Source organism: Aeromicrobium erythreum (assembly GCF_001509405.1).
Taxonomy (GTDB): Bacteria; Actinomycetota; Actinomycetes; order Propionibacteriales; family Nocardioidaceae; genus Aeromicrobium; species Aeromicrobium erythreum.
Genome location: NZ_CP011502.1, coordinates 1,710,085 through 1,733,794 on the forward strand (window position 1 = coordinate 1,710,085; position 23,710 = coordinate 1,733,794).

A 23,710-nucleotide genomic window follows, 5' to 3' on the forward strand; every position below is an offset into this window, starting at 1 on the left:
CGCACGGGCCGGCCACCGCCCGCGACGTCGGACGTCCGCCCCTTCGCCCCCACCTCGATGTTGACCTGTGATGTAACTCACCGTCACACTGGGCGGGCGCGACCGAGGGTGTCGCGCAGAGGGGGTCCCACCATGTCTCAGTCCGTCCTGTCCCGACGACGTCCGTCGCGGGGGCGTCGTGTCCTGCTCGCCCTCGCCGCCACGCTCGGCGCGGGCCTCGTCGCCGCGCCACCCGCGTCGGCCGACGACTTCTACACCCCGCCCGCGGACACGTCAGGTGCGCCGGGCACGGTCCTGCGCAGCGAGCCGTCGGTGTTCTACCTCGACCCGCTCAAGGCGCTGCGGGCTCCGGCCGACGTCACCCGCGTGATGTACACCAGCGCCAACGCCCAGGGCCCGACGGTCGTGACGGGCACGATCCTGAAGCCCAAGGCAGCCTGGTTCGGCGCGGGGGAGCGTCCGGTCGTCGCGTACGCCGTGGGCACGCAGGGCATGGCCGACCGGTGCGCGCCCTCGAAGCAGCTCGCCGCCGGCACGGAGTACGAAGGGGCGTTCATCAAGGGCCTCCTCGCCCGCGGCTACACGGTGGCCGTCACCGACTACGAGGGTCTCGGGACCCCCGGCGTGCACCCGTACGTCGACCCGCGCTCCCTCGGGCGCAACGTCCTCGACTCGGTGCGTGCCGCGCAGCGCCTCGGCATCGTCACGAGCACGGCGCCCGTCCTCGTGTCGGGCTACTCCGAGGGCGGCAACGCCGCCGCCGGTGCCCTCGAGCTGGCGTCGTCCTACGCGCCGGAGCTCAAGCTGAAGGGCGGCTACGCCGGTGCGGTGCCCGCCGACCTCTCGCGCGTGGCCCCGAAGCTCGACGGCTCGCCGTACGCGGCGTTCCTCGGCTACGCCGTCGCGGCGCTCGACGACGCCGAGCCGCAGCTGCGGATCCGCGACCTGCTGAACGAGCGAGGACAGCAGTTCCTCGACCGCGTCCAGGACTCGTGCCTCATCGACGGGGTCGCATCCTTCGCCTTCACGCAGACCTCGACCCTGACGAAGGACGGCCGTCCGATCGCCGACTACCTGAGCCGACCCGACATCGCCGCTGCGCTCGCCGAGCGACGTCTCGGCACGGTCCGCCCGACGGTGCCGAGCCTCGTCGCGCACTCGGCGCTCGACGACGTCGTCGACTACGCGCAGGACCGCGACATGGCGCGGTCATGGTGCTCGCAGGGCGCGAAGGTCCGCTTCCAGACACTGGTGACGCCGACCCACGTCGGCGGGGCCGTCGCCGGGTTCCCGAGTGCGTTCGCGTTCCTCGAGGGCCGGGTGGCCGGCACGCCGTTCGTCTCGACCTGCGGCACCTTCTAGCGCTGCGCGGCACCGCGCCCCGCGAGGGCGCGCACGGCCTCGACGCCCCGCTCGACCACGACGTCGAGCGGGGCGTCGACGTGGATCGCGGTGCCGAGCTCGTCGGGCTCGAGCGGCTCGAGCGTGGCGAGCTGGCTGCGCAGCAGGCTGGGGGGCATGAAGTGCTCGCGCTCCTCCATGCGTCGGTGCAGCACCTCGGGCTCGGCCACCAGGTGCAGGAAGCCGACGGTCCCTGCCGGCAGGCCACCGCGGAGCAGGTCGCGGTAGGTGCGGCGCAGCGCCGAGCACCCGAGGAGCGTCGAGGTGCCGGCACGCTCCCTGCTGGCGAGCACCTCGGCGAGCTCCTCGAGCCAGGGGCGGCGGTCGTCGTCGGTCAGCGGCGTCCCCGCGGCCATCTTCGCGATGTTCGCCGCCGGGTGGTGCTCGTCGCCCTCGACGTACGGGACACCCAGCCGTTCGCCCACCCGCGACCCGACGGCCGACTTGCCGGTGCCCGAGACGCCCATCACGACGACCTGCAGCGCGCCGTTCATCGTCGGCCCCCGCACGCCCTAGAGTCCTCCTCATGCCGACGGCGCACGAGGAGGTCCTGGCCGACCTCGGTCCACGCATCGTGGACGGTCTTCTCGCCCCGGGCGAGGCGCTGACGCTCGAGGCGATCCGCGCGGACTACGAGGTCTCGCGCACCGTCGCGCGCGAGGTCGTGCAGGTGCTCGCGTCGATGGGGCTGGTCGAGAGTCGTCGTCGTACGGGCGTGACCGTGCTGCCCGAGGAACGATGGGACCACTACGCACCGTCCGTCATCCGCTGGCGCCTCGCCGGGCCCGGTCGCGGACGCCTGCTGCACCAGCTGGCCCAGCTGCGGGCGGCGGTCGAGCCGACGAGCGCGGCGCTGTCGGCCGCCCACGCGACGCCCGAGACGCGGCGTCGACTCCTGCGCCTCGCCGACGACCTCGAGCGCACCGGGGCCGGTGGCGACCTGCAGGCCTTCCTCGAGCTCGACGTGACCTTCCACCGGCTCCTCCTGGACGGCACCGGCAACCCGATGTTCCGCGCGCTCGGCGACGTCGTGGAGGAGGTGCTGCGCGGGCGCACCGACCACGACCTCATGCCCTCCGAGCCCGCGCCCGAGGCCCGACGTCTGCACGCGGAGGTCGCTCGCGCGGTGGCTGCAGGGGAGGCCGAGGCAGCGCGCGCGGCGATGCACGCGATCTGCGTCGAGGTCGTCGGTCAGCTCCGACCGGACTGAGCCACTCATGCGACCAGAGGGTAGGCGACGGCGGCGAGCGCGAGGGCGCTGAGTCCCAGCGTCGTCTCCATGACGGTCCAGGTCCGCAGCGTCGTGCGGACGTCCAGGCCGAAGAACCGGCTGACGAGCCAGAAGCCGGAGTCGTTGACGTGCGAGAGCACCGTCGCGCCGGCAGCGACCGCCGTGACGAGCAGCGCGACCTGCACGTCGGAGAGGTCGGCGGTCTGCGCGGCGACGAGGCCGGACGCGGTGGTGAGGGCCACCGTCGCTGATCCCTGCGCCACGCGCAGCGCCGCCGCGAGCAGGAACGCCTGCAGCAGCAGCGGCACGCCCAGCCCGCCGAGGGAGTCGGTGAGCGCCGCGCCGACGCCGCTGGTGCGCAGGACGCCGCCGAGCATGCCGCCCGCGCCCGTGATGAGGATGACCGAGCAGACCGGTCCGAGCGAGGCGTCGAGGAGCGCTCCTGACTCGGCGAGGGAGCGGCCGCGTCGTCCCAGGGTCCCGATGGCCAGCAGCAGCGTGAGCAGCAGGGCCACCGGCGTCGTCCCGACGAGCACGAGGGCGTCGACCCAGGCCTGGCCCTCGGCGAGGGTGCCTGCGGCCACGAGGGTGGTCAGCACCGTGTTGAGCCCGATGAGGACGAGGGGGACGAGCAGGATCGAGAGCACGAGGGCGACCGGCGGCGGCGTCGAGTCGGGTCCGCCGTCCTGCTCCTCGCCCAGCAGGAGCGTCGGGACGTCGACGTGCACCCGCGCCCCGACCCACCGCGAGAACAGGTACACGCCGACGTACCAGGCGACGACCGCGATGGGCAGGTTGACCAGCAGGACGACGCCGAGGTCGCCGCCCATGACCGTGCCGGCGGCGACGGGTCCGGGGTGCGGCGGCAGGAGCGCGTGGGTCGCGGCGAAGGCGCCGGCGGCGGGTAGCGCGTAGACCAGCACCGACCCGCCGAACCGGCGGGCCACCGTGAGCACGATGGGCAGGAAGACCACGAGGCCCGCGTCGAAGAAGATCGGCAGCCCGAAGAGGAAGGCCGCGACGCCGAGGGCGAGCGGCGCGCGGCGTTCGCCGAAGCGCGACACGAGGGTGTCGGCGAGCACCTGGGCCCCGCCGGATGCCTCGAGGAGGCGGCCGATCATCACGCCGAAGCCGACGAGCAGGGCCACCGACGCCAGCGTCGAGCCGAACCCCGACGTGAGCGCGGTGGGCACGTCGACGAGCGGGATGCCGGTGGCGACGGCCGTGAGCAGGCTGACCAGGACGAGCGCGATGAAGGCGTGCAGCTTGACGCGGATGATGAGGACGAGCAGCAGGACGACGGCGGCCAGCGCGATGGCCAGCAGGACGCCGGTCCCGTGCACGGGGTCGATGGGATCCACGGGGACTCCGGACGTGAGGGGACGACGGCCACCCGAGCGGGGCGACACAGGACGTGAGGCAGGTCACGCGAGCGTGCCACGAAAGGTAGTACCAAGGCAAGTCGGCAGGGCCCCCGGCTCGCGGCAACCCGTCAGCGGCGCAGTCGCACCAGCTCGACCAGCTCGGCGTCGGTCAGCTCCGTCAGCGCGCTCTCGCCCGCGTTCACGACGGCGTCGGCGAGCGCCCGCTTCGACGCGATCAGCTCGGCCACGGACTCCTCGATGGTGCCCTCGGCGATGATGCGGTGCACCTGCACCGGCTTGGTCTGCCCGATGCGGTGGGCCCGGTCGGTGGCCTGGTCCTCGACGGCGGGGTTCCACCAGCGGTCGTAGTGGATGACGTGGTCGGCGCGGGTCAGCGTGAGGCCGGTGCCTCCGGCCTTCAGTGACAGCACGAACACCGGGACCTCGCCCGCCTGGAAGCGCGCGACCATCTGCTCGCGCGTCGGCACGGGGACGCCGCCGTGCAGGAACTGCACGGGGATGCGCCGCTCGGTCAGGTGCCGGGTGAGCAGGTGTCCCATCTGCGCGTACTGCGTGAACACGAGGGCGGCGCCGTCGCTGGCGACGATCTCGTCGAGCAGCTCGTCGAGCATGTCGAGCTTCCCGGAGCGGCCCGTCAGCGTGGCCCGCGGCTCGCGCAGGAGCTGCGCAGGGTGGTTGCAGATCTGCTTCAGCTGCGTGAGCAGCCGGACGACGAGCCCGCGGCGCTGCATGCCCTCGCTGGACTCGATCTCCGTCATCGTCTCGCGCACGACGGCCTCGTAGAGGCCGACCTGCTCCCGCGTCAGGTGCACCCGGTAGTCGGTCTCGGTCTTCGGGGGCAGCTCGGGCGCGATGCCCGGGTCGCTCTTGCGACGCCGGAGCAGGAACGGGCGGACGAGACGCGACAGCTCGCCGGCGCGGTCGCGGTCCTGGCCACGCTCGATCGGTCGCGACCACCGGCGCCGGAACTCCTCGAGCCCGCCGAGCAGCCCCGGGGTGGTCCAGTCCAGGATCGACCACAGCTCGGTCAGGCCGTTCTCCACGGGCGTGCCCGTCAGGGCGAGGCGGACCGGCGTAGGGATCGAGCGCAGTGCCTTGGCAGCCGCGGACCGGACGTTCTTGACGTACTGCGCCTCGTCGGCGACGACCACGCCCCACCCGGTCTCGACGTCGGCGAGGTCGACCGCGTCCCGGCGCAGCGTGGCGTAGGTCGTGACGACGAAGCCCTCGGTCACACCGACGAGGCTGCGCCCGGTGCCGTGGTGGCGTCGGACCGGGACGCCCGGCGCGAACCGCTCGATCTCGCGGACCCAGTTGCCCACGACGGACGCGGGGCAGACGACGAGCGTGGGGGCCACGGGGCGTCCGGCCGCGCGCGCCTGGTCCTCGAGGTGGAGGTGCAGCGCGATGAGCATGACGGTCTTGCCCAGGCCCATGTCGTCGGCGAGGATGCCGCCCAGGCCGAGGTCGACGAGCTGGGCCATCCAGCGCAGGCCGTCGCGCTGGTACTCGCGCAGGGTCCCGTGCAACCGCGGCGACGGCTCGACGGGGTCGCGCGAGCCGTGCTCGGCGAGCCGGCGGCGCACGTCGTCGAGCCAGCCCTCGGTGGAGACCTCGGTGCGCACGTCGTCGATCTCGATCTCGCCGGACACGGCGGCGCGCAGGGCCTCGACCGCGGTGAGCTCGTGCGTGCGTCGCTCGAGCAGGGCCTGGGTGCGGGCCGGGTCGACCAGCACCCAGCGCTCGCGCAGGCGCACCAGGCCGTGCTGGGCCTCGGCCAGCACGTCGAGCTCCTCGGCCGTGAGCGTCTCGTCGCCGAGGGCGAGGTTCCAGTCGAAACGGAACACCTGCGAGCGGCCGAACGCGCGGCGCCGGTCGTGCGGCATCGCGTCGCCGACCCGGCGGACGGTGGGGCGCGAGTCGAGCGAGCGGACCAGTCCGTCGGGCCACAGCACCTCGACCCGGTAGGAGCGCAGCAGGCTGGAGACGCGGGTGCGGCCGAGCTCGCCGACCTCCTCGGCCGTGAGGGGTACCGAACCCTGGTCGAGCCGGCCGAGCATGCGCGTGAGGGTCGGCCAGGCCGCGGCGGCGGTGCTGACCAGCGTCCGCACCCCGGGTCGTGCGCCCGCGCCGAAGTGGTGGTCGTCGCGACGCCACAGGTCGGCGACGTCGACGGCCGACCACGACGCGTCGAGCGGCTTGACCTTCAGGCGCACGTCGGCCACGTGGCCCTCTGCGTCGGCGGACTGCCGGAAGGTGACCACCAGCTGTCCGCTGAACGTGCGCGGCCGGACCGGTGCCTGCTCCACGAGCGGTGGCGCCACCGCGCCGCTCGGGCGGCTGCGGCGACGCATGCCCTGCGGGTCCGGCACCGCGTCGTCCTGGGGCTGCGTGGCGACGGCGGGCGCGTCGACCGCGAGCGCCGCGAGGAACCCCCGGACCTTCGCCTGGCCCGACGCTGCGTCGGAACCGACGGAGCGCGCAGCGTCCTGCAGCTGGGACGCCGAGGACGAGTCGGGCGCGGCCAGCCGCCCCGTGGCCATGAGCCGCAGTGCGAGGATCGCGGGCGTGGCCCAGGCCCGGACCGACGGGTCCGCGTTCATCGTGCGGATGCCCTGGCTCAACGGACCGATGGCGTCGTTCGCCGTCACCTCGTGCTCCCCGTCGGGGGCGGTGAAGACGAACCGCGAGGCGGCGGGGTCCTCGGCGACCACGAAGTCGACCGGGTGGCGCAGCAGCACGCGCAGGTCGGTGGTCGTGGGCATCCCTCTAGTGTCCCTCACGCGGTCGGGCGACGGCGCAGGGGCCCGTGCGCGTTCAGTCGACCTGGAGCTCGCCCATGCGACCCCAGCCGTCGACGGGGATCGTGTGGCTGATGATCTGCGGCGTCGACGTGAGCAGCGGACGCATCGCCTCGAGGCCGTCGGCGAAGTGCTGGCTCGAGACGTGCGCCTCGGCGGCATCGTCCTGGAAGCCCTCGACCAGGACGAACGTGTTCTCCTCCTCCAAGCTGCGCGACCACTCGAAGAACAGGTTGCCCTCCTCGGCGCGCGTGGCCTCGGTGAACGGGCGGACGGCCTCCGGCCACCGCTCGACGGCCTCGGGGCGTACGGAGAACTTGACGTTGATCAGGATCATGGGGGTCCCTTCCGGTGGTGGTGTCGCGCCCCTCGGCGCGACGCGCCGCCGCCCGAGGTCGGGGCGGTGGGCTCGTGGGGGCTCGGACTCAGGCGTTCGCGTCGGGCGTGCCCGGCTGCTCGGCGGCGCGCGCCTCGGCCACCTGACGGTGGACGTCGTCCATGTCGAGGTCGCGGACCGCCTGGATCACCTGGTCGAGCGCCGGCGCGGGCAGCGCGCCGGGCTGGCTGAAGACGAGCACGCCGTCGCGGAACGCCATGAGCGTCGGGATCGACGTGATGCCGGCGGCTCCGGCGAGCTGCTGCTCGGCCTCGGTGTCGATCTTGCCGAAGGTCACGTCGGGGTTCTGCTCGCTCGCGGCGTCGTAGACGGGTGCGAACTGCCGGCACGGACCGCACCACGACGCCCACCAGTCCACGAGGGTGATGCCCTCGCCGGTGACGGCTTCCTCGAAGCTCTGGGCGGTGAGGTCGATGGTCGACATGGGGTTCCTTCCGGAGACGTCGTGGGTCGTACCCCAGCGTGAACGACGCGCCGCTCGCCTGCATTCCCTGTGATCCACGTCCCGTCGCGTCATGGATCGCGGGTCGTGGTCTCTGCGTACCTGTCGAGGAGCGGCATCACAGGGGATCGGGAGGTGCGATGAAGTACGACAAGCCAGTCTGGCAGCTGATGTACGAGTGCGCCGACGCGATGCCCGACCCGTTCGGCTACGAGCACGTCCACCGGTGGTTCGCCCGACGCTACCCCGAGGTGAGCCAGGCCACCATCCGCGCGCACCTGGTGGGCCTGTGCGAGGGCGGTCGGCCCAAGCAGCCGCAGTTCGCGGTGAGGTCGTCGCTGTTCCGGCGTGTCGCCCGCGGTCTGTACGAGGTGATCCCGCCCGAGGAACGCAAGCTGGACCCCGACCTGCCCGAGGACCCGGCCGACCTGCTGCCCCCCGCTGCACCCGTCGACCGGGCCCGTCGCGAGGCGAGGCTCGCCAGGTCGGCCTTCACCGAGGCGACGGTCGTCCAGGCGCGGCCCGAGCCCGACGTCGAGGCGCGGCACGACGCTCCGGGGCCCTCGGCGCGGTTGGCGACCTTCGAGGACATCGTCGAGCGAGCGGGGCTCGCCGGGCCTCGCCTGGAGGTCCGCGACCCGACCGCCGAGTCCGCCGACGTGCTGCTGCTCGCCGGTGCCGGGGAGCGGGTGCTCGTGCCGGCCCCCGCCCGCGAGGTCTACCGCGCGGACCGCTTCCAGGCCGCCCGACTCCGTGCGCAGGCACGAGGCGCGACGTGGTTCGTGCTCTCGGCCGAGCATGGGCTGCTCGAGCCAGGGGAGTGGGTCTCGCCCGACTCGCGCGACCTCGCCGACCTCGCCCCGGTCTACCGCGGCGTCTGGGCGCAGTGGGTCCTGGTGCGTCTGGAGTCCCTCGACGGGCCGGTGGCCGGCAGGCGGGTGCACCTCGTCGCTCCCCAGGCGTACGTCGGACCCCTCGCCGCGGTGCTCCAGGACGCCGGTGCGGAGGTGACGGTCGGCGGCGACGAGCCACGTCGCGTGCCCGTCGTCGCCGAGCCTCGGGTCGCTGTCGAGGAGGCCGTGCCCGTGCCCGTGGTCGAGACCGAGGCCGAGGTCGAGGAGGAGCCCGTGACGCCCCCGGAGCGTCGCGCCGAGCAGGCACGGCTGGCACAGGCAGGTCCGATGCAGGATGGTCCCGGCGACGCTGTGCTGGCGGCGGTCGAGCATCTCGCCAGCGCCGAGCACGCCGTGCGGCCCCAGGACCTCGACGCGATCCAGGAGGTCGCGGGGGTGTTCGCCTGGCACGTCGACGCCGAGGGCGCCCGGGTGCTCAACCGCAGCCTGATGCTGCCTGTCGGCGCCGGCGTGCTGCACGTGGGCCACGCGGGAGCCGTGGGCCGCACCGACGACGTCGTCACGACGGTGCGCCACCTCGTGCAGACCGTCCAGCTGCACGGGCGGTCGCGTTCGTCGACCTTCCGTGCCGCGCTGGCCACGATCCTGCAGGAGCCGCTACGAGCACACGGCCTGGACGACCCGGTGGTCGCCGACTGGATGCAGCAGCACCTGCGGGTCGTCACCTGGCCGATGCACGACCGCGAGGCGATCCGCGAGCTCGCCCAGCACGTCGTGGAGCAGCTCGAACCGCCGTTGAACGTCGACCACCTCCGTGCGGGCGAGGTGCGTCGACGTCTCGGCGAGCTACGCCGCGCCGTCCGCTGAGCCGCCGCCGAAGACTACCGTCGGGTAGGGGTGTCGGACCGCCGAACATGAGACTAGCCTCATGAACATGGACGATCTGACCTTCGACTTCCGCCCCTCCGATGTCGCTGCCGCGTCCGCCCGGTTCCCCGGGCGTCCGCTGGGCGTCCTGGACCGACCGGTCGCCACGGACGCGACGCAGGCGGTCCGCGAGCGGGGCACCGACTTCGCCCAGCACGCCTGGGACGAGTCCGGTCACCTCTGAGACCTGACCCGGTGCGGTCGCCGCGTGTCCCTCACGCGCCGGTGACGTGACACGGCCCCGCGAAGCATGCGCTCCGCGGGGCCGTGTCGTCGGTGCTGAGGTCAGTCCAGCGGACGGATGTTCGCCGCCTGCAGGCCCTTCTGGCCCTGCTCGACGTCGAACTCGACCTTCTGGTTCTCGTTGAGCGAGCGGTAGCCGCTCGTCTGGATCGCGCTGAAGTGGGCGAAGACGTCCTCGCTGCCGTCGTCGGGCGCGATGAAGCCGAAGCCCTTGTCGGCGTTGAACCACTTGACCGTTCCGGTTGCCATCTTTCCTACTACTCCTTCGGGTGCGTCCACGACCGTCGTGGACGCGTCGTCCGTCGTTTCACCCGCTGAGCAGAGCGCCCGGTGTGCGGTCCCCGAGCTGCCGGCACGGTTAAATCCAACGGCAACGACACCAGCCTAGGACACGGTCGCGACGCGGGCCGAACGCCGTCTCGGCGCGTCGGAGGCCCGACCCGACGAGGGCGACTAGCGGGGCTGTCCGTACAGCGCGACGGAGTAGTAGCGGTCGTTGCTGTCGCGCCACGCGCCCACGCCGATGCGGCGGAACGCGGCGTTCATCTGGTTGGCGCGGTGACCGCCGGAGGTCATCCAGTTGACCTTGGAGCACGAGGACGAGCAGACCTTGTCGGTGGAACGGCCGACGACGCTGCGACCGTCCGGGTAGCCGAACGCCAGGTTCTCGCCGATGCTGCGCAGGCCGCACTTCTTCATGATCGCCTGCAGCGACGCGGACGAGCGGTGGACGAGCGCCTTCTCCTGCGTGGCGAGGTGCTTGGCCCAGGAGTCGGCGTAGCCGTCCATGCAGCTGTTGAGCGCGAGCTTGGGGCGGTCGAACTTCGCCCGGACCCCGTTGGTCTGCTCGAGGATCTGCTGGGAGTACACGCTGACCCGCACCACGGCGTGGGCGGAGCCTCCCGTGAGGCTCACGAGGAGCGCGGTGAGGACGACGGCGATGGTGGTACGCATGCTGCTCCTGGTGACGGGGACCGAACCTGGTCAGTCTCACACCTTTAGGTCCCGGGCACTAGGTCCTCACCTGAGATCGGCCGAAGAACTAGTTCGTTAGTACTAGTCACCGGTGAAGTCAAGACTGTCGTCGTCCTCAGGAAACGTTTAGGTTGGCCCGAGCCTCGTGTCGGACGAGCCCACCGGCCCGCCGATGCGACAGGGGGCCGACCGGCCCCCGAGACATCAGTTGTTCCTAGGGGGGACCACGTGAAGCGTGTCACGTCATGCGTGCTCGGGATCGGGCTCGCGTCATCGCTCGGACTCACGTTCGCAGCACCGACCACGGCGGCCGAGGCGCCGCCGCAGCAGGGGGTCGACCGCGTCCAGAAGGACCACGACCTGCCGAACCCGCTCGAGGACAAGCGTCGGGAGCTGCGCGAGCAGGCCGTCGCGTCCGTCGTGAGCGGTGAGGCGAAGCCCGTCACCCGCAACGGCAGCACCGTCGTCAAGGTCGGCGAGGCAGCCGCACCGGCCGACGCCGCGACGCTCGCGAGCCCGAAGGCGTCGCGCGGGGCGAAGGAGCGCGCGGCGAGGGGCAAGCGCAAGGACCAGTACGTCGAGCTGTCGCAGGAGCGCGCCGACAAGGTCTTCGTCATCCTCGCCGAGTTCGGCGACGAGCGGCACCCCGACTACCCGGACGCCGACACCGATCCGTCGACGCCCGGACCCGAGAAGTTCGACGGTCCGCAGCACAACCAGATCGAGGAGCCGGACCGGACGAAGGACAACTCGACCGTCTGGCAGCCCGACTACGACCGTCAGCACTACCAGGACCTCTACTTCAAGGAGGGCAAGGGCGCCGAGTCGGCCAAGACGTACTACGAGACGCAGTCGTCGGGTCGCTACACGGTCGACGGAACCGTCTCGGACTGGGTGAAGGTGAAGTACAACACCGCCCGCTACGGCCGCGACGATGCCTCGACGTGGAACCTGATCCAGGACGCCACGACCCAGTGGGTGGCCGGCCAGCGCAAGGCGGGCCGCACCGACGCGCAGATCAAGCAGCAGCTCGCCGAGTACGACGTCTACGACCGCTACGACTACGACGGCGACGGCGACTTCAACGAGCCCGACGGCTACATCGACCACTTCCAGATCGTCCACGCCGGGCACGGCGAGGAGGACGGCGACGCGACCTACGGCGAGGACGCCATCTGGTCGCACCGCTGGTACGCCTTCCTCACCGACCAGGGCGTCACGGGACCGTCGCAGAACCGCCTCGGCGGCACGCAGATCGGCGACACCGGGCTCTGGATCGGCGACTACACCGTCCAGCCGGAGAACGGCGGTCTCTCCGTCTTCGTCCACGAGTACGGTCACGACCTCGGCCTGCCCGACGCGTACAGCACGGCGGGCGGCGACAACAGCAACGAGTACTGGACGCTCATGGCGCAGTCGCGACTCAACGCCAAGGGCGAGGCCCTCGGCGAGCGCGCGGGCGACCTGGGCGCGTGGGAGAAGCTGCAGCTCGGCTGGCTCGACTACGAGGTCGTCGGGGCCAAGGAGAAGCGGACGCTCGAGCTCGGGCCCCAGGAGTACAACACCGCGAAGGCGCAGGGAGCCGTCGTGGTGCTCCCGAAGAAGGAGGTCACCCGTGACCTGGGTGCACCGGCAGCGGGCTCGAAGCAGTTCCACTCCGGCTCCGGTGACGACCTCGCCACCACGATGACGACGAAGGTCGACATCCCGGCGGGCGCGAGCGACGCGACGCTGACGGCGAAGGTCAGGTACGAGATCGAGGAGGGCTACGACTACGCGTACGTCCAGGCCTCGACCGACGGCGGCTTGACGTGGACCGCGCTCGACGGGACCGTCGGGGGCACGCCCATCGGCGAGGACACGTCCGGTCGCCCGGGCATCGACGGTGAGCAGAAGACGTGGACCGACCTCTCGGTGCCGCTCGACGCCTACGCAGGTGAGAGCGTCCAGCTGCGGTTCCTGTACAAGACCGACGGCGGTCTCGCGCTGCCCGGCCTGTTCCTCGACGACGTCGCGGTGACCGCCGGCGGTTCGACGCTGACGTCGGACGGTGCGGAGGACGGTGCGGGTGCCTGGACCCTCGACGGGTTCAGCGTCGTGGGATCGTCGACGACGGACCTCTACGACAACTTCTACGTCATGGGGCACCGCTCGTACGTCTCCTACGACCGGTACCTGCGGACGGGGCCGTACAACTTCGGCTTCGCGAGCACGCGCCCCGACTGGGTCGAGCACTACGCCTACCAGCAGGGTCTGTTGATCTCCTACTGGGACACGTCGCAGGCCGACAACAACACCATCACCCACCCGGGCGAGGGTCGGAACCTGCCGATCGATGCCCGGCCCCGACCGATCATCGACCGGACGACGGGCAAGCCGTTCCGCGCCCGCGTGCAGGTCTACGACGCGCCGTTCTCGACGCGCAGGGCCGACTCGATGACGCTGCACACCGACGGCAAGCCCACGTACGTCCGTGGACAGGCCGCCGCTCCGCTCTTCGACGACACGAAGAAGTACTTCTACGCGGAGGCGCCGCAGCACGGCGTGAAGCTGCCCGGTGCGGGGGTCAAGGTCCGGGTGCTGTCGGAGAAGGGGGCGTCGGTGAAGGTCCGGTTCAACTGACCTGACCTGACCGGCCGGACCGGGGTCCCGAGCAGACGGGGCGCGCACCACGAAGGTGCGCGCCCCGTCGTCGTGGACCGGCTCAGCGGGCGTGCAGCGCCTCGTCGATGGCGCCGGGTGCGCCGCCGAACTCGTCGGCGACCTCGCCCGCGACGTCGTCCTGGTCGGTGACGACGTGACCGTCCTCGTCGAGCCCGGCGTCGGCGTCGCGCAGGGCCCGGTGGGCGGTGGACAGGACGACCGCGGCGCCCAGCACGGCAACCGCCGCGACGGCGAACGGCACGTGCACCGACCAGGCCTGCACCATCCGGCCGGCGGCGAACGGCGCGAGGCCGCCGCCGATGAAGCGGACGAAGCCGTACGCGGCGGACGCCACGGGACGCTCGACCGGCGAGATGGTCATGACGGCCTGCGTCATGAGCGTGTTGTTGATGCCGATGAAGATGCCCGCCGCGATGACGCAGCCGACCATGAGCCGCTGGTCGGTGGGGTCGGTCGCCATCAGCGCGAGGTCGATGGCGAAGAGGGTGAAGGCGGCGTAGAGCGAGACCGACGTGCCGAAGCGCTGCTGCAGCCACGGGGCGGCGACCACCGAGAAGAACGCGACCAGGACGCCCCAGGCGAAGAAGACCCAGCCGAGCTGGGTGATGGACAGCGCCATCGGGAACGGGGCGTACCCGAGCATCGTGAAGAAGCCCCAGTTGTAGAGCAGGGCGGCCACGCTCATCGTCGCCAGGCCGCGGTGGCGCAGCGCCTTGAGCGGGGCGCTGATCGGCGTCGCGTGCGTGGGCTTCGGCGTGGACGGCAGCAGGAGCACCGTCGCGACGAGCGCGATCGACATGAGGACGGCGACGCCGTAGAACGGGCCGCGCCAGCTGATGTTGCCCAGGGTGCCGCCGACCAGGGGGCCGGCTGCGATGCCGAGGCCGAGCGCCGCCTCGTAGAGGATGATCGCCCCGGCGAACCCGCCCCGCGCGCTCGAGACGATGGCGGCGAGCGAGGTGGCGATGAACAGGGCGTTGCCCAGTCCCCAGCCGGCGCGGAAGGCGACGATGCCCTCGATGCTGCCGCTCGACCCCGCGAGCGCCGAGAAGACCACGATGATGGCCAGACCGACCACGAGCGTGCGCTTGGCGCCGAAGCGGCTGGAGACCGCGTTGGTCACGAGCATGGCGACCGCGGTGACCACGAGGTAGCTGGTGAAGAGCAGCGTCACCTCGCTCTCGGTGGCGTCGAGCTGCTCCTTCAGGGCGGGCAGGATGGGGTCGACGAGACCGATCCCCATGAAGGAGATCACGCAGGCGAAGGCGACCGCGTAGACGGCCTTCGGCTGTCCGAGCAGGCTTGCTCGGGCGGAGCCGTGGCCGCCGGTGTCGGGTGTCTGGTCAGTGGGGCTGGTCATGGTCCTCCTGGGTCAGCTCGACGAGCGCGTCGACGGCGTGGCCGAGGGCGTCGAGTCGGTCGGGTGAGAGGCGGCCGAGTCGGGCGGCGATCAGGGCGTCCTGGCTCCGGCGTCGTTCCGCGAGGGCGGAGCGTCCGGCGTCGGTGATCGCGACGAGGGTCGCTCGGCGGTCGCTGGGGTCGCTCGTGCGGCTGACGAGGCCGGTGGCCTCGAGCCGCTGGACGAGTCCGGTCATCGCGGGCTGGCCGACGGCCTCGAGCCGGGTCAGGTCCGAGACGCGGCTCGGACCGTGCCGGTCGAGCGCGGACAGCGTCCCTGCCGCCGTGCGGCTCAGGCCTCGCGTGGCCGAGTCGCGGGACACGACCGCGACCAGCTCCCGCAGGGCCTGGGACAGGCGCGCGACATCAGGTTGCTGCATGCAACCAACTATATCAGCACCTGATGTATTGCGCTGAGCCCGCACTCCCACTCCACGAAACGCGGGGAGTGGGAGCAGCGGGCGGCTCAGGCCGCGGCGCGGCGGAGGGTGAGGCGGCCGGCGGCGAGACCGGCGACGACCACCGCGAGCGTCCAGAGCACGCCGGCGACCGGCAGGGAGAGGACGAGCAGGAGGCACCCGAGGAGGCCCGCCGCCGCGAGCACCCGCAGGACGGTCCCGTCGAGCGTGAGTGCCGCAGCGTTGGTGAGGGCGTAGTAGACCAGCACGCAGCCGCTCGAGGCAGCCACGGCCTCCGCCGCGTCGACGAACGGGAGTGCGGCCACGACGACGACCGCCACCGCGACCTGGGCGGCCGCGGGCACGCCGCGCGACGACTCGCGCGCGAGCGCCCGCGGGAGGTGACGGTCGCGGCTCATGGCCAGGGTGGTGCGGCTGACCCCGCCGAGCAGCGACAGCAGCGCGCCGCCCGCCGCGACCACGGCCGTGACGGCCACGGCGGTGGTGAGCGCGGGGTGACCCAGCGTGTCGACCGCGTCGGCGACGGCCCGGTCGCTGGCGTCGGCGACGTCCGGGGGCAGCGCGTGGGCGACGGCCGCAGCGGCGACCACGTAGAGGGCCGTGACCACCGCGAAGGAGACGGCGACGGCGCGCGGGATGGTGCGCGCCGGGTCGCGCACCTCCTCGCCGAGCGTCGCGAGGCGGGCGTAGCCGGCGAAGGCGAAGAAGAGCAGCGCGGCGGCCTGGGGGACCGCCTGCAGGTCGATGGCGTGGCCGACGCCGTCCTCGCGCGGCGTCCCGCCCAGGACGAGGAGCGACGACGCCCCGACCACCAGCACGACCAGCACCGCCGACACGGTGAGCGCATCAGCCGAGCGGCGGGCGCCGGTGAGGTCGACGGCCGTCAGCACGGCGACCGCGACGACCGCGAGCGTGGTCGCGTGACCAGGCGCCAGGTGAGCCCCCACCGCCAGCGCCATCGCCGCGCACGATGCGGTCTTCCCGACCACGAACACCCAGCCCGCGAGGTGCCCCCAGGCAGGCCCGAGCCGCTCCCGCGCGAACACGTAGGTGCCGCCCGCGGCGGGGTAGCGGGTCGCGAGGCGGGCCGACGCCAGGGCGTTGAGCCCCGCGACGAGCGCCGCGAGCAGCACCGCCCACACGACGAAGACGCCGGTGCGACCGACGGCCGGGCCGAGCGCGACGAACACGCCGGCCCCCAGCATCGACCCGGCCCCGAGGCCGGTCGCTCGGACGGGTCCGAGGACGCGGGCGAGTGCCACCGTCAGAGGGCGTAGTCGACGACGAGCGGTGCGTGGTCGGAGAACCGCTCCGCGTAGGTCGCGGCACGGTCGACGCGGGCGGCGCTGACCGAGGCGGCCAGCTCGGGCGTGGCGAGCTGGTAGTCGATCCGCCAGCCGGTGTCGTTGTCGAACGCCTGGCCCCGCCACGACCACCAGGTGTACGGGCCGTCGACCTCGCCGGCGTGCACCCGCGCGACGTCGACCCAGCCGAGCTCGTCGCGCACGCGGTCGAGGTACGCGCGCTCCTCCGGGAGGAACCCCGCCTTCTTGAGGTTGCCCTTCCAGTTCTTGATGTCGAGCTCGGTGTGGCCGATGTTGAAGTCGCCGGTGACCACCGCGTGGTCGGCGTGGTCGCGCAGCTCGCCGAGGCGCACCAGCAGCTGGTCGAGGAAGCGGTACTTCTCGTCCTGGCTCGGCGTGCCGACGCCGCCGGAGTGGACGTAGGCCGACACGGCCGTGAGGAGACTGCCGTCGGGCAGCACGATGTCGGACTCGACCCAGCGGCCGGCGTCGTCGAAGGACGGGTCGCCGTGCCCGACGCGGTGCGCCTTGGGCTCGGTGCGGCTGAGCACCGCGACACCCGCGCGGCCCTTGGCGGCCGCCTCGGTGTGCACGACGTGGTAGCCGGTCTCGGCCATCAGCTCGTGCACGAGCGCGTCGGGCGCGCGGACCTCCTGCAGGGTGACGACGTCGGCGTCGGCAGCCTCGAGCCAGGGACCCATGCCGCGTCGGAGGGCGGCGCGGATGCCGTTGACGTTGACCGTGGCGATGCGGAGCACGCGAGCAGCCTACGAGCCGGCACCGACATCGGTCGCAGCCGGTCGGGGCTCGTGGGGCGCCCCGACGACGTCGATGATCCACGCCAGCTCCCAGGCCCGCTCGTGCCAGGCCGCGTAGCGTCCGCTCACGCCGCCGTGGCCCGCGTTCATCTCGGTCTTGAGCAGGGCGGGGACCTCGCCGGTCGACCGCTCGCGCAGCCGGGCGACCCACTTCGCGGGCTCCACGTAGAGCACGCGCGTGTCGTTCAGGCTGGTGACCGCGAGCACCGGCGGGTAGGCGACCTCGCCGACGTTCTCGTAGGGCGTGTACGACTTCATGTAGGCGTAGACGTCGGGGTCGTGCAGCGGGTCGCCCCACTCGTCCCACTCGATGACGGTCAGCGGCAGGCTCGGGTCGAGGATCGTCGTGAGGGCGTCCACGAACGGGACCTCCGCCACGACGGCGCCGAACGCCTCGGGCGCCAGGTTCAGGGCGGCGCCGACGAGGAGCCCGCCGGCGCTGCCGCCCTCCGCGACGAGCCGCTCGGGCGACGTCCAGCCCTCTGCCACGAGGTGACGTGCCGCGGCGACGAAGTCGGAGAAGGTGTTCTTCTTGTGGGTCAGCTTGCCGTGGTCGTACCAGGCGCGACCGAGCTCGCCGCCGCCGCGGACGTGCGCGATGGCGAACACGAAGCCGCGGTCGAGCAACGACAGCCGCGGCACGGACATGCCGGGGTCGATGCTGATCTCGTAGGAGCCGTACCCGTAGAGCAGGGCGGGGGCGGAGCCGTCGCGCGGGGTGTCGGCACGGGCCACGAGCGAGATCGGCACCAGCGTGCCGTCGTCGGCGGTGGCCCACGTGCGGTGCTGCACGTAGTCGGCGGGGTCGTAGCCGCCGAGCACCGTCTGCTGCTTGCGCACGACCAGCTCGCCCGTCTCGACGACGAGGTCGAGCACCGTGCTGGGCGTGACGAGCGACCCCATCCCCAGACGGATCACGGGCTGGTCCCACTCGGCGTTCGCGCCCACCCCCGCGGTGAACAGCTCCTCGCCGAAGTCGATCTCGCGCGGCTCGCCGAGACCGTCGTCGTCGATGCTCGCGATGGCGACACGCGTCAGCGCCTCGCGACGGTAGGAGAGCAGGAGCGACCGCGCGAAGACGTCGATGCCCTCCAGGCGTGTGCCCGGGCGGTGCGCCACGACCGTCTCGAGCGCCTCGCGCAGCGGTCGATCGACCGGTGCGGCGTCGACGGGAAGCGCACCGAGCTCGAAGTCCTCCGCGCCGTCGTTGTGCAGCACCAGGAACAGGTCGCGTCCGGCGACCACCGCGTGCTCGAGCGAGTACTCGACGCCGTCGCGCCGCGGCACCACGACACTGAAGTCGCCGGTCGGGTCGTCGGCCTCGAGGACGAGCACCTCGCTCGTGATCTTCGACGACGCACCGATCACGAGGTAGCGCTCGGACTGGGTGCGCCCGATCCCGGTGAAGAACCGCTCGTCGGTCTCCTCGTGCACGAGCACGTCGTCGGCGTCGGAGCCCAGCCGGTGCCGCCAGACGCGGTGCGGGCGCCACGCGTCGTCGACGGTCGTGTAGAAGAGGTGGCTGCCGTCGGCGGACCACGTGACGCCGCCGCTCGTGCCGGCTATCTCGTCGGCGAGCAGCTCGCCGGTGCGTAGGTCCTTGACGCGGATCGTGTAGCGCTCGTCGCCCACCACGTCGGTCGACCACGCGAGCAGGCTGCCGTCGTCGCTCAGCGAGAACCCGCCGAGGGAGAAGAAGTCATGCCCTTCGGCCTCGACGTTCGAGTCGAGCAGGACCTCCTCGCCGGGCACGGGCTCGCCCGGCACGAGCGTCGGCGGGTCCCAGTCGTCGGGGGAGGAGACCGCGGTGCGGCACCGGATGGCGTACTGGCTGCCCTCGACGGTGCGCGAGTAGTACCACCAGCCGCCGTGCCGCACGGGCACGGAGAGGTCGGTCTCGAGGGTCCGCGAGCGGATCTCCTCGAACAGCCGGCCGCGCAGGTCGGCGAGGTGCGCCGTCCGGGCCTCCGCGTACGCGTTCTCGGCCTCGAGGTGCGCCAGGGTGCGTGGGTCGTCCTTGTCGCGGAGCCACTCGTACGGGTCCTCGACCTCGTCGCCGTGGTGGCGGCGGACGACCGGGTGCTGAGGGGCGACGGGCGGTTCGTGCGTCGACGTCATGCGGTGACGCTATCGCCCGGCACCCAGGCCCTCGTCGCTCGACCGCTCCGCAGCGATCGGCGCGGCCAGCTCGTCGGGTCGGCGCGGGCGCGTGGGCCCGGTGTGACCGGGGGTGAGGGCGTCGTCGTCGGCCGCGAAGGTGTGCACGGGCCCGGGGCCGGTGAGTCGGGTCTCGAAGCGGACCGTCACCCGGCCGAGGCCCGCGCCCCACACCCAGCCGTCGCCGTGGTCGCGGTGGTGGACGTCGGCACCGGGGCTCCAGGCCGGGCTGGGGTCGGGGGAGCGGAGCGCGGGTGTGGCGTCGGGCTCGGGACCGGCGGACGGCTCGTCCGCGGTCTGCGTGTCGGGGTCTGGCTCGGGCTCGGCGAAGAGGTCGTCCTGCACCCAGTCGGCGAGCCCGCTGACCCCGACGCCGACCAGGCGCAGGCCCCCGGACAGGTCCGTGGCGGCGAGCAGGCCCTGCGCGCTCGCGGCGAGCAACGTGGGCGAGTCGGTGGGGCCCGCGAGGGTCGTGGAGCGGGTGTGGGTCTCGAAGTCGTGGTAGCGGATCTTCAGGGTGACGGTGCGGCCGGACAGCCCCGCGCTGCGCAGCCGTCCGCCGACCCGCCGTGCCATCGTGTCGACGACCCCCTCGAGCCGGGCGCGGTCGGTGACGTCATCGGGAAAGGTGTCCTCGACGCTGATCGACTTCGCCTCGCGCTCCGCGACGACAGGACGGTCGTCGTCGGCGCGGGCGAGGCGGGCGAGGGAGCGCCCCGACGCCGATCCCAGCAGCCGGACCAGCTCGTCCTCGTCGCGCTCGCGCAGCTCGCCGACCGTGCCGACGCCGATCCGACGCAGCCGCTCGGCCGTGGCGGGACCGACGCCCGGGATCGCCCGTACCTGCATCGGCTCCAGCAGCGCGAGCTCGGTGCCGGGGGCCACGACGAACACGCCGTCGGGCTTGCGCAGCTCGCTGGCGATCTTCGCCATGAGCTTGGAGGACGCGACGCCGACCGACGCCGTGAGGCCCTCGGTGATCTCGGTGATGTCGCGGCGCAGCGTCTCGACACGCTCGAGGACGGCGTCGGGGGAGAGGTCGTCGTCGGCGCCGGCCGCGAGGTCGACGTAGGCCTCGTCGAGCGAGAGCGGCTCGACGAGCGGCGACTCCTCGCGCAGGCGCCGCATGACGAGGGTGCTCGCCTCGCGGTAGGCGTCGAAGCGACCCGAGAGGAACGCCGCGTGGGGGCACCGCGCCCGGGCCTCCGCCATGCGCATCGCCGAGCGGACGCCGTGCACGCGTGCCTCGTAGGAGCAGGTGGAGACCACGCCGCGCTGGCCGATGCCGCCGACGATCACCGGCCGACCGCGCAGCGACGGCTTGTCGCGCTGCTCCACCGAGGCGAAGAAGGCGTCGAGGTCGAGGTGGAGCACCGACGCCGTGGACCGCATGGCCCCATTCTGCTGCGGACCGCCGACGGTCGCTGCGTCCACACCCTGGGTCGCCGGGGGCGTCCCCGCCTGCCGTCCGTCCACAGGCGGAGGACGAGCGCCGCCACACGCCGTCCGCGAGCAGCAGGTTGGGTCCATGACCTCCCAGCCCGTGTACACGGCCCACGACGTGGCCGACCTCTTCAACCTCCTGCCCGCCGCGCTCGGCTTCGCCCCGCACGAGTCGATCTGCGCGATCGCGACGAGCGGGCCTCGACAGCGTCTCGGCTTCACGATGCGCGTGGACCTGCCGGACCAGGACGACCACGTGCAGCACGTGGGCCGCTTCGTGGCCGGACACCTGCGCGCCCAGGGCGCCGACGGCGCCATCGTGCTCGTCGTCTCGACCCGGGTCGAGCGAGCCGCCCAGGCAGCGCGCGCGGTCGAGGGCGCGCTCGGCGCGATCCGACCCGTCGTCGTCGCCTGGACCGACACCACGCGCTACTGGACCGCGTCGGACGACGATGAGACCGGGACGCCGCTCGACCTCAGCCCGCACCACCCGGCGGTGCTCGAGGCCGTCGTCGCGGGCCAGGAGGTGCTGCCCGACCGCACGGTGCTGGAGGACCGCTGGCGCCCCTGCGACGGGCCGGGCTCGACGTGGCTCGTGACCCAGGTGGTCCAGGTCGAGCGGGAGCTGGTGGAGCAGGCGTGGCGCGAGCCGATCGACCTCGCCGTCACCGGGTTGCAGGAGGTGCAGGACGTCGTGCGCACCGCCGAGGACTCCGGGGTCGACGCGGTGGAGGCTCGGTCGTTGCTGCGCCTCGGTGTCTGGCTGACCCTGGGGGCGGTCCGCGACGGGCTCTGGCCGACGCTCGAGGACGCAGGTCCCGAGCGGCTCGTCACGTGGCGCGAGCTGGCCCGGCGCTCGCCCGGTGTCTACGCCGCCGTGCCGTACACGGTGGCCGGCTACCTCGCGTACCTGCGGGGCGACGGCGCGCAGGCCGCCATGGGGTTCGACAGGGCCACGAGCGCGGACCCGGGCTACGCGATGGCAGCGACCCTCGGCGACGCGCTCCGCCTCGGCACGCACCCTCGGCGGCTGCGGGAGATCGTCCGTGCGGCCTACGCGGGTGCGGGCTCGCTGCGATGACGCGCACGGGACGAGCGTCGCCCCTAGGGTGAACGCATGGGTCAGGACGTCGACGACAGGACCTTCACGCGTGAGGACCGGACGCGCTACCGGGAGAAGGTACGACGCTGCCTCGACGTGTTCGCCCGGATGCTCTCCGAGCACGACTTCTCCGTGGGCGAGCCGCAGATCGGCGTCGAGATCGAGCTGAACCTCGTCGACGACGCCGGCGACCCTGCGATGAGGAACGCCGAGGCGCTGGAGGCGATCGCCGACGAGGCGTTCCAGACCGAACTCGGGCTGTTCAACATCGAGATCAACGTCCCCCCGCAGCCGGCCAGTGGTGACGGCTTCGCCGTGCTGGAGCGGACGGTCCGCCGCGACCTCAACGAGGCGCAGGGGAAGGCGGCACGCGCCGAGGCCGGACTGCTGATGGTCGGGGTGCTGCCGACGCTGCGCTCGGAGCACCTCGGTCAGGAGTCGCTGTCGCCGAACCCGCGCTACCACCTGCTGTCGGACCAGATCCTCTCGGCGCGTGGTGAGGACATCGCGATCGTCATCGACGGGGTCGACCGGCTGGAGACCACGGCCGACACGATCGTGCCCGAGGCGGCCTGCACGAGCACGCAGCTGCACCTGCAGGTCGAGCCCGACGACTTCGCGGCCACGTGGAACGCCGCGCAGGCCATCGCCGGCGTCCAGGTGGCCGTGGGCGCCAACTCCCCGTTCCTCCTCGGCCGTCAGCTCTGGCACGAGACGCGGATCCCGTTGTTCGAGCAGGCGACCGACACGCGCAGCGAGGAGCTGAAGGCTCAGGGCGTCCGGCCGCGGGTCTTCTTCGGCGAGCGGTGGATCACCTCGGTCTTCGACCTCTTCGAGGAGAACGTCCGGTACTTCCCGGCGCTGCTGCCGATCGTGGAGGACGAGGACCCGGTGGCCGAGCTCGAGGCCGGGCGCGTCCCGTCGCTCGCCGAGCTGCTGCTGCACAACGGGACCGTCTACCGGTGGAACCGGCCGATCTACGACGTGAGCGACGGTCGTCCGCACCTGCGGGTGGAGAACCGACTGCTGCCCGCCGGTCCGACGGTGGTCGACACGGTCGCCAACGCGGCCCTGTTCTACGGCCTCGTCCAGGTGATGCGCCAGAGCGAGCGTCCGGTCTGGTCGCAGCTCTCGTTCAAGGCGGCCGAGGAGAACTTCCACCAGGCGGCGCGGGTAGGCATCGAGGCCGACCAGTACTGGCCGTCGGTCGGCACCGTCTCCGTCCGCGAGCTGGTGCTGCGTCACCTCCTGCCGCTCGCGCACGAGGGTCTCGCCCAGATGGGCGTCGACGCCGCGGTCTCCGACCGGCTGCTCGACGTCGTGGAGCAGCGGTGCGTCCGCGGCGCCAACGGCGCGACCTGGCTGGTCTCGGCCGTCGAGCGGGAGCTGGGCCGCACGGGCGACCGCACCGACGCGCTGCGTACCGTCACGCGTCGCTACGCGGAGCTCATGCACACCAACGAGCCGGTGCACACCTGGCCGCTCGACTGAGGTCGCAGGGCGCGCGGACCATCCAGGGGGTCCGACCACGCCGGTTGTGTCCCCGTGGCACACTGGGTCACGCAGAGGTTGACCGCAGGCCTCTTTGGTGCGCCCTCAGACAGGTCAGGGAGGTGAGTCCTCGGTGAGTTCCGTCATCGGACGCAGGTGTCAGATCCTGCCGTCCCGCCACGCCGGAACCGTCGTCGACCCCCTCGCCGAGACCGTCCGGGGTAGCGCGCAGCACGATCGTCCAGTCCACCCGCGAGA

At 72.6% G+C, this 23,710-nt stretch carries 20 protein-coding genes; 7 read left to right on the top strand and 13 right to left on the bottom strand.

Annotation, left to right across the window (positions count from 1 at the left end; genetic code table 11):
* Positions 1 to 132 precede the first annotated feature (132 nt).
* On the top strand, positions 133 to 1,362 hold the full coding sequence (locus Aeryth_RS08055) for a lipase family protein (RefSeq protein ID WP_067856985.1): 1,230 nt from the start codon (positions 133 to 135) through the stop codon (positions 1,360 to 1,362).
* On the opposite strand, the gene Aeryth_RS08060 is transcribed toward Aeryth_RS08055, so the two are convergent.
* Entirely contained in the window at positions 1,359 to 1,910 is a 552-nt protein-coding gene (locus Aeryth_RS08060) for a gluconokinase (RefSeq protein ID WP_236749850.1), read from the bottom strand. The genes Aeryth_RS08055 and Aeryth_RS08060 overlap by 4 nt on opposite strands.
* 17 nt (positions 1,911 to 1,927) lie before the next feature.
* On the opposite strand from Aeryth_RS08060, the gene Aeryth_RS08065 reads away from it, so the two are divergent.
* A complete protein-coding gene (locus Aeryth_RS08065) occupies positions 1,928 to 2,611 on the top strand; it encodes a FadR/GntR family transcriptional regulator (protein ID WP_067856991.1) in 684 nt (227 codons plus the stop codon).
* A 5-nt stretch (positions 2,612 to 2,616) separates the two neighbouring features.
* On the opposite strand, the gene Aeryth_RS08070 is transcribed toward Aeryth_RS08065, so the two are convergent.
* The 4 genes from Aeryth_RS08070 to Aeryth_RS08085 all read right to left on the bottom strand — a co-directional run bounded on the left by Aeryth_RS08070 (position 2,617) and on the right by Aeryth_RS08085 (position 7,639).
* Positions 2,617 to 3,993: a GntP family permease gene (locus Aeryth_RS08070; protein ID WP_067856992.1), complete on the bottom strand. Its 1,377-nt coding sequence runs from the start codon at positions 3,991 to 3,993 to the stop codon at positions 2,617 to 2,619.
* A 131-nt stretch (positions 3,994 to 4,124) separates the two neighbouring features.
* Complete coding sequence (locus Aeryth_RS08075; RefSeq protein ID WP_083516348.1) at positions 4,125 to 6,782, bottom strand: DEAD/DEAH box helicase; 2,658 nt, start codon at positions 6,780 to 6,782, stop codon at positions 4,125 to 4,127.
* Positions 6,783 to 6,834: 52 nt separating this feature from the next.
* Positions 6,835 to 7,155, bottom strand: coding sequence for a putative quinol monooxygenase (locus Aeryth_RS08080; RefSeq protein WP_067856998.1), 321 nt, complete (start codon positions 7,153 to 7,155; stop codon positions 6,835 to 6,837).
* Between the two features lie 88 nt (positions 7,156 to 7,243).
* A complete protein-coding gene (locus Aeryth_RS08085) occupies positions 7,244 to 7,639 on the bottom strand; it encodes a thioredoxin family protein (protein WP_067857001.1) in 396 nt (131 codons plus the stop codon).
* A gap of 158 nt (positions 7,640 to 7,797) precedes the next feature.
* Between Aeryth_RS08085 and Aeryth_RS08090 the strand changes: the two genes are divergently transcribed.
* Positions 7,798 to 9,378 carry a DUF7669 domain-containing protein gene (locus Aeryth_RS08090; protein WP_067857003.1) on the top strand — a complete coding sequence of 527 codons (1,581 nt, stop codon included), beginning with the start codon at positions 7,798 to 7,800 and terminating at the stop codon, positions 9,376 to 9,378.
* 67 nt (positions 9,379 to 9,445) lie between these two features.
* Positions 9,446 to 9,622 (top strand): hypothetical protein, encoded by a 177-nt coding sequence (locus Aeryth_RS17935; protein ID WP_158509198.1) that lies wholly within the window; start codon positions 9,446 to 9,448, stop codon positions 9,620 to 9,622.
* A gap of 101 nt (positions 9,623 to 9,723) precedes the next feature.
* Here the strand turns inward: Aeryth_RS17935 and cspE are convergent, their stop codons facing one another.
* Entirely contained in the window at positions 9,724 to 9,930 is a 207-nt protein-coding gene (cspE, locus tag Aeryth_RS08100; protein ID WP_055967782.1) for a transcription antiterminator/RNA stability regulator CspE, read from the bottom strand.
* 204 nt (positions 9,931 to 10,134) lie between these two features.
* Positions 10,135 to 10,635 (bottom strand): CAP domain-containing protein, encoded by a 501-nt coding sequence (locus tag Aeryth_RS08105; protein WP_067857008.1) that lies wholly within the window; start codon positions 10,633 to 10,635, stop codon positions 10,135 to 10,137.
* A 249-nt stretch (positions 10,636 to 10,884) separates the two neighbouring features.
* Here Aeryth_RS08105 and Aeryth_RS08110 point away from each other — a divergent pair, with 249 nt between their 5' ends.
* Positions 10,885 to 13,278, top strand: coding sequence for an immune inhibitor A domain-containing protein (locus tag Aeryth_RS08110; protein ID WP_067857011.1), 2,394 nt, complete (start codon positions 10,885 to 10,887; stop codon positions 13,276 to 13,278).
* 82 nt (positions 13,279 to 13,360) lie between these two features.
* Here the strand turns inward: Aeryth_RS08110 and Aeryth_RS08115 are convergent, their stop codons facing one another.
* From Aeryth_RS08115 to Aeryth_RS08140, 6 genes are all read right to left on the bottom strand, one after another.
* The gene (locus Aeryth_RS08115; RefSeq protein ID WP_067857014.1) at positions 13,361 to 14,680 is read right to left on the bottom strand and encodes an MFS transporter; all 1,320 of its coding nucleotides are present in this window, start codon (positions 14,678 to 14,680) and stop codon (positions 13,361 to 13,363) included.
* On the bottom strand, positions 14,664 to 15,098 hold the full coding sequence (locus Aeryth_RS08120; protein ID WP_067857020.1) for a MarR family winged helix-turn-helix transcriptional regulator: 435 nt from the start codon (positions 15,096 to 15,098) through the stop codon (positions 14,664 to 14,666). The genes Aeryth_RS08115 and Aeryth_RS08120 overlap by 17 nt, the downstream gene beginning before the upstream one ends.
* 86 nt (positions 15,099 to 15,184) lie before the next feature.
* Positions 15,185 to 16,399, bottom strand: a complete 1,215-nt coding sequence (locus Aeryth_RS08125; RefSeq protein ID WP_236749851.1) for an APC family permease — start codon at positions 16,397 to 16,399, stop codon at positions 15,185 to 15,187.
* A 2-nt stretch (positions 16,400 to 16,401) separates the two neighbouring features.
* Positions 16,402 to 17,199, bottom strand: a complete 798-nt coding sequence (locus Aeryth_RS08130) for an exodeoxyribonuclease III (protein ID WP_067857022.1) — start codon at positions 17,197 to 17,199, stop codon at positions 16,402 to 16,404.
* A 9-nt stretch (positions 17,200 to 17,208) separates the two neighbouring features.
* Positions 17,209 to 19,377: a S9 family peptidase gene (locus tag Aeryth_RS08135; RefSeq protein ID WP_067857024.1), complete on the bottom strand. Its 2,169-nt coding sequence runs from the start codon at positions 19,375 to 19,377 to the stop codon at positions 17,209 to 17,211.
* A 9-nt stretch (positions 19,378 to 19,386) separates the two neighbouring features.
* The gene (locus Aeryth_RS08140) at positions 19,387 to 20,808 is read right to left on the bottom strand and encodes a DNA polymerase IV (RefSeq protein ID WP_067861493.1); all 1,422 of its coding nucleotides are present in this window, start codon (positions 20,806 to 20,808) and stop codon (positions 19,387 to 19,389) included.
* Positions 20,809 to 20,944: 136 nt separating this feature from the next.
* Between Aeryth_RS08140 and Aeryth_RS08145 the strand changes: the two genes are divergently transcribed.
* Both Aeryth_RS08145 and Aeryth_RS08150 read left to right on the top strand, forming a co-directional pair.
* Positions 20,945 to 21,940, top strand: coding sequence for a DUF4192 domain-containing protein (locus Aeryth_RS08145; protein WP_067857026.1), 996 nt, complete (start codon positions 20,945 to 20,947; stop codon positions 21,938 to 21,940).
* 36 nt (positions 21,941 to 21,976) lie between these two features.
* Positions 21,977 to 23,452: a glutamate-cysteine ligase family protein gene (locus Aeryth_RS08150; RefSeq protein ID WP_067857029.1), complete on the top strand. Its 1,476-nt coding sequence runs from the start codon at positions 21,977 to 21,979 to the stop codon at positions 23,450 to 23,452.
* The last annotated feature ends 258 nt before the right edge of the window (positions 23,453 to 23,710 follow it).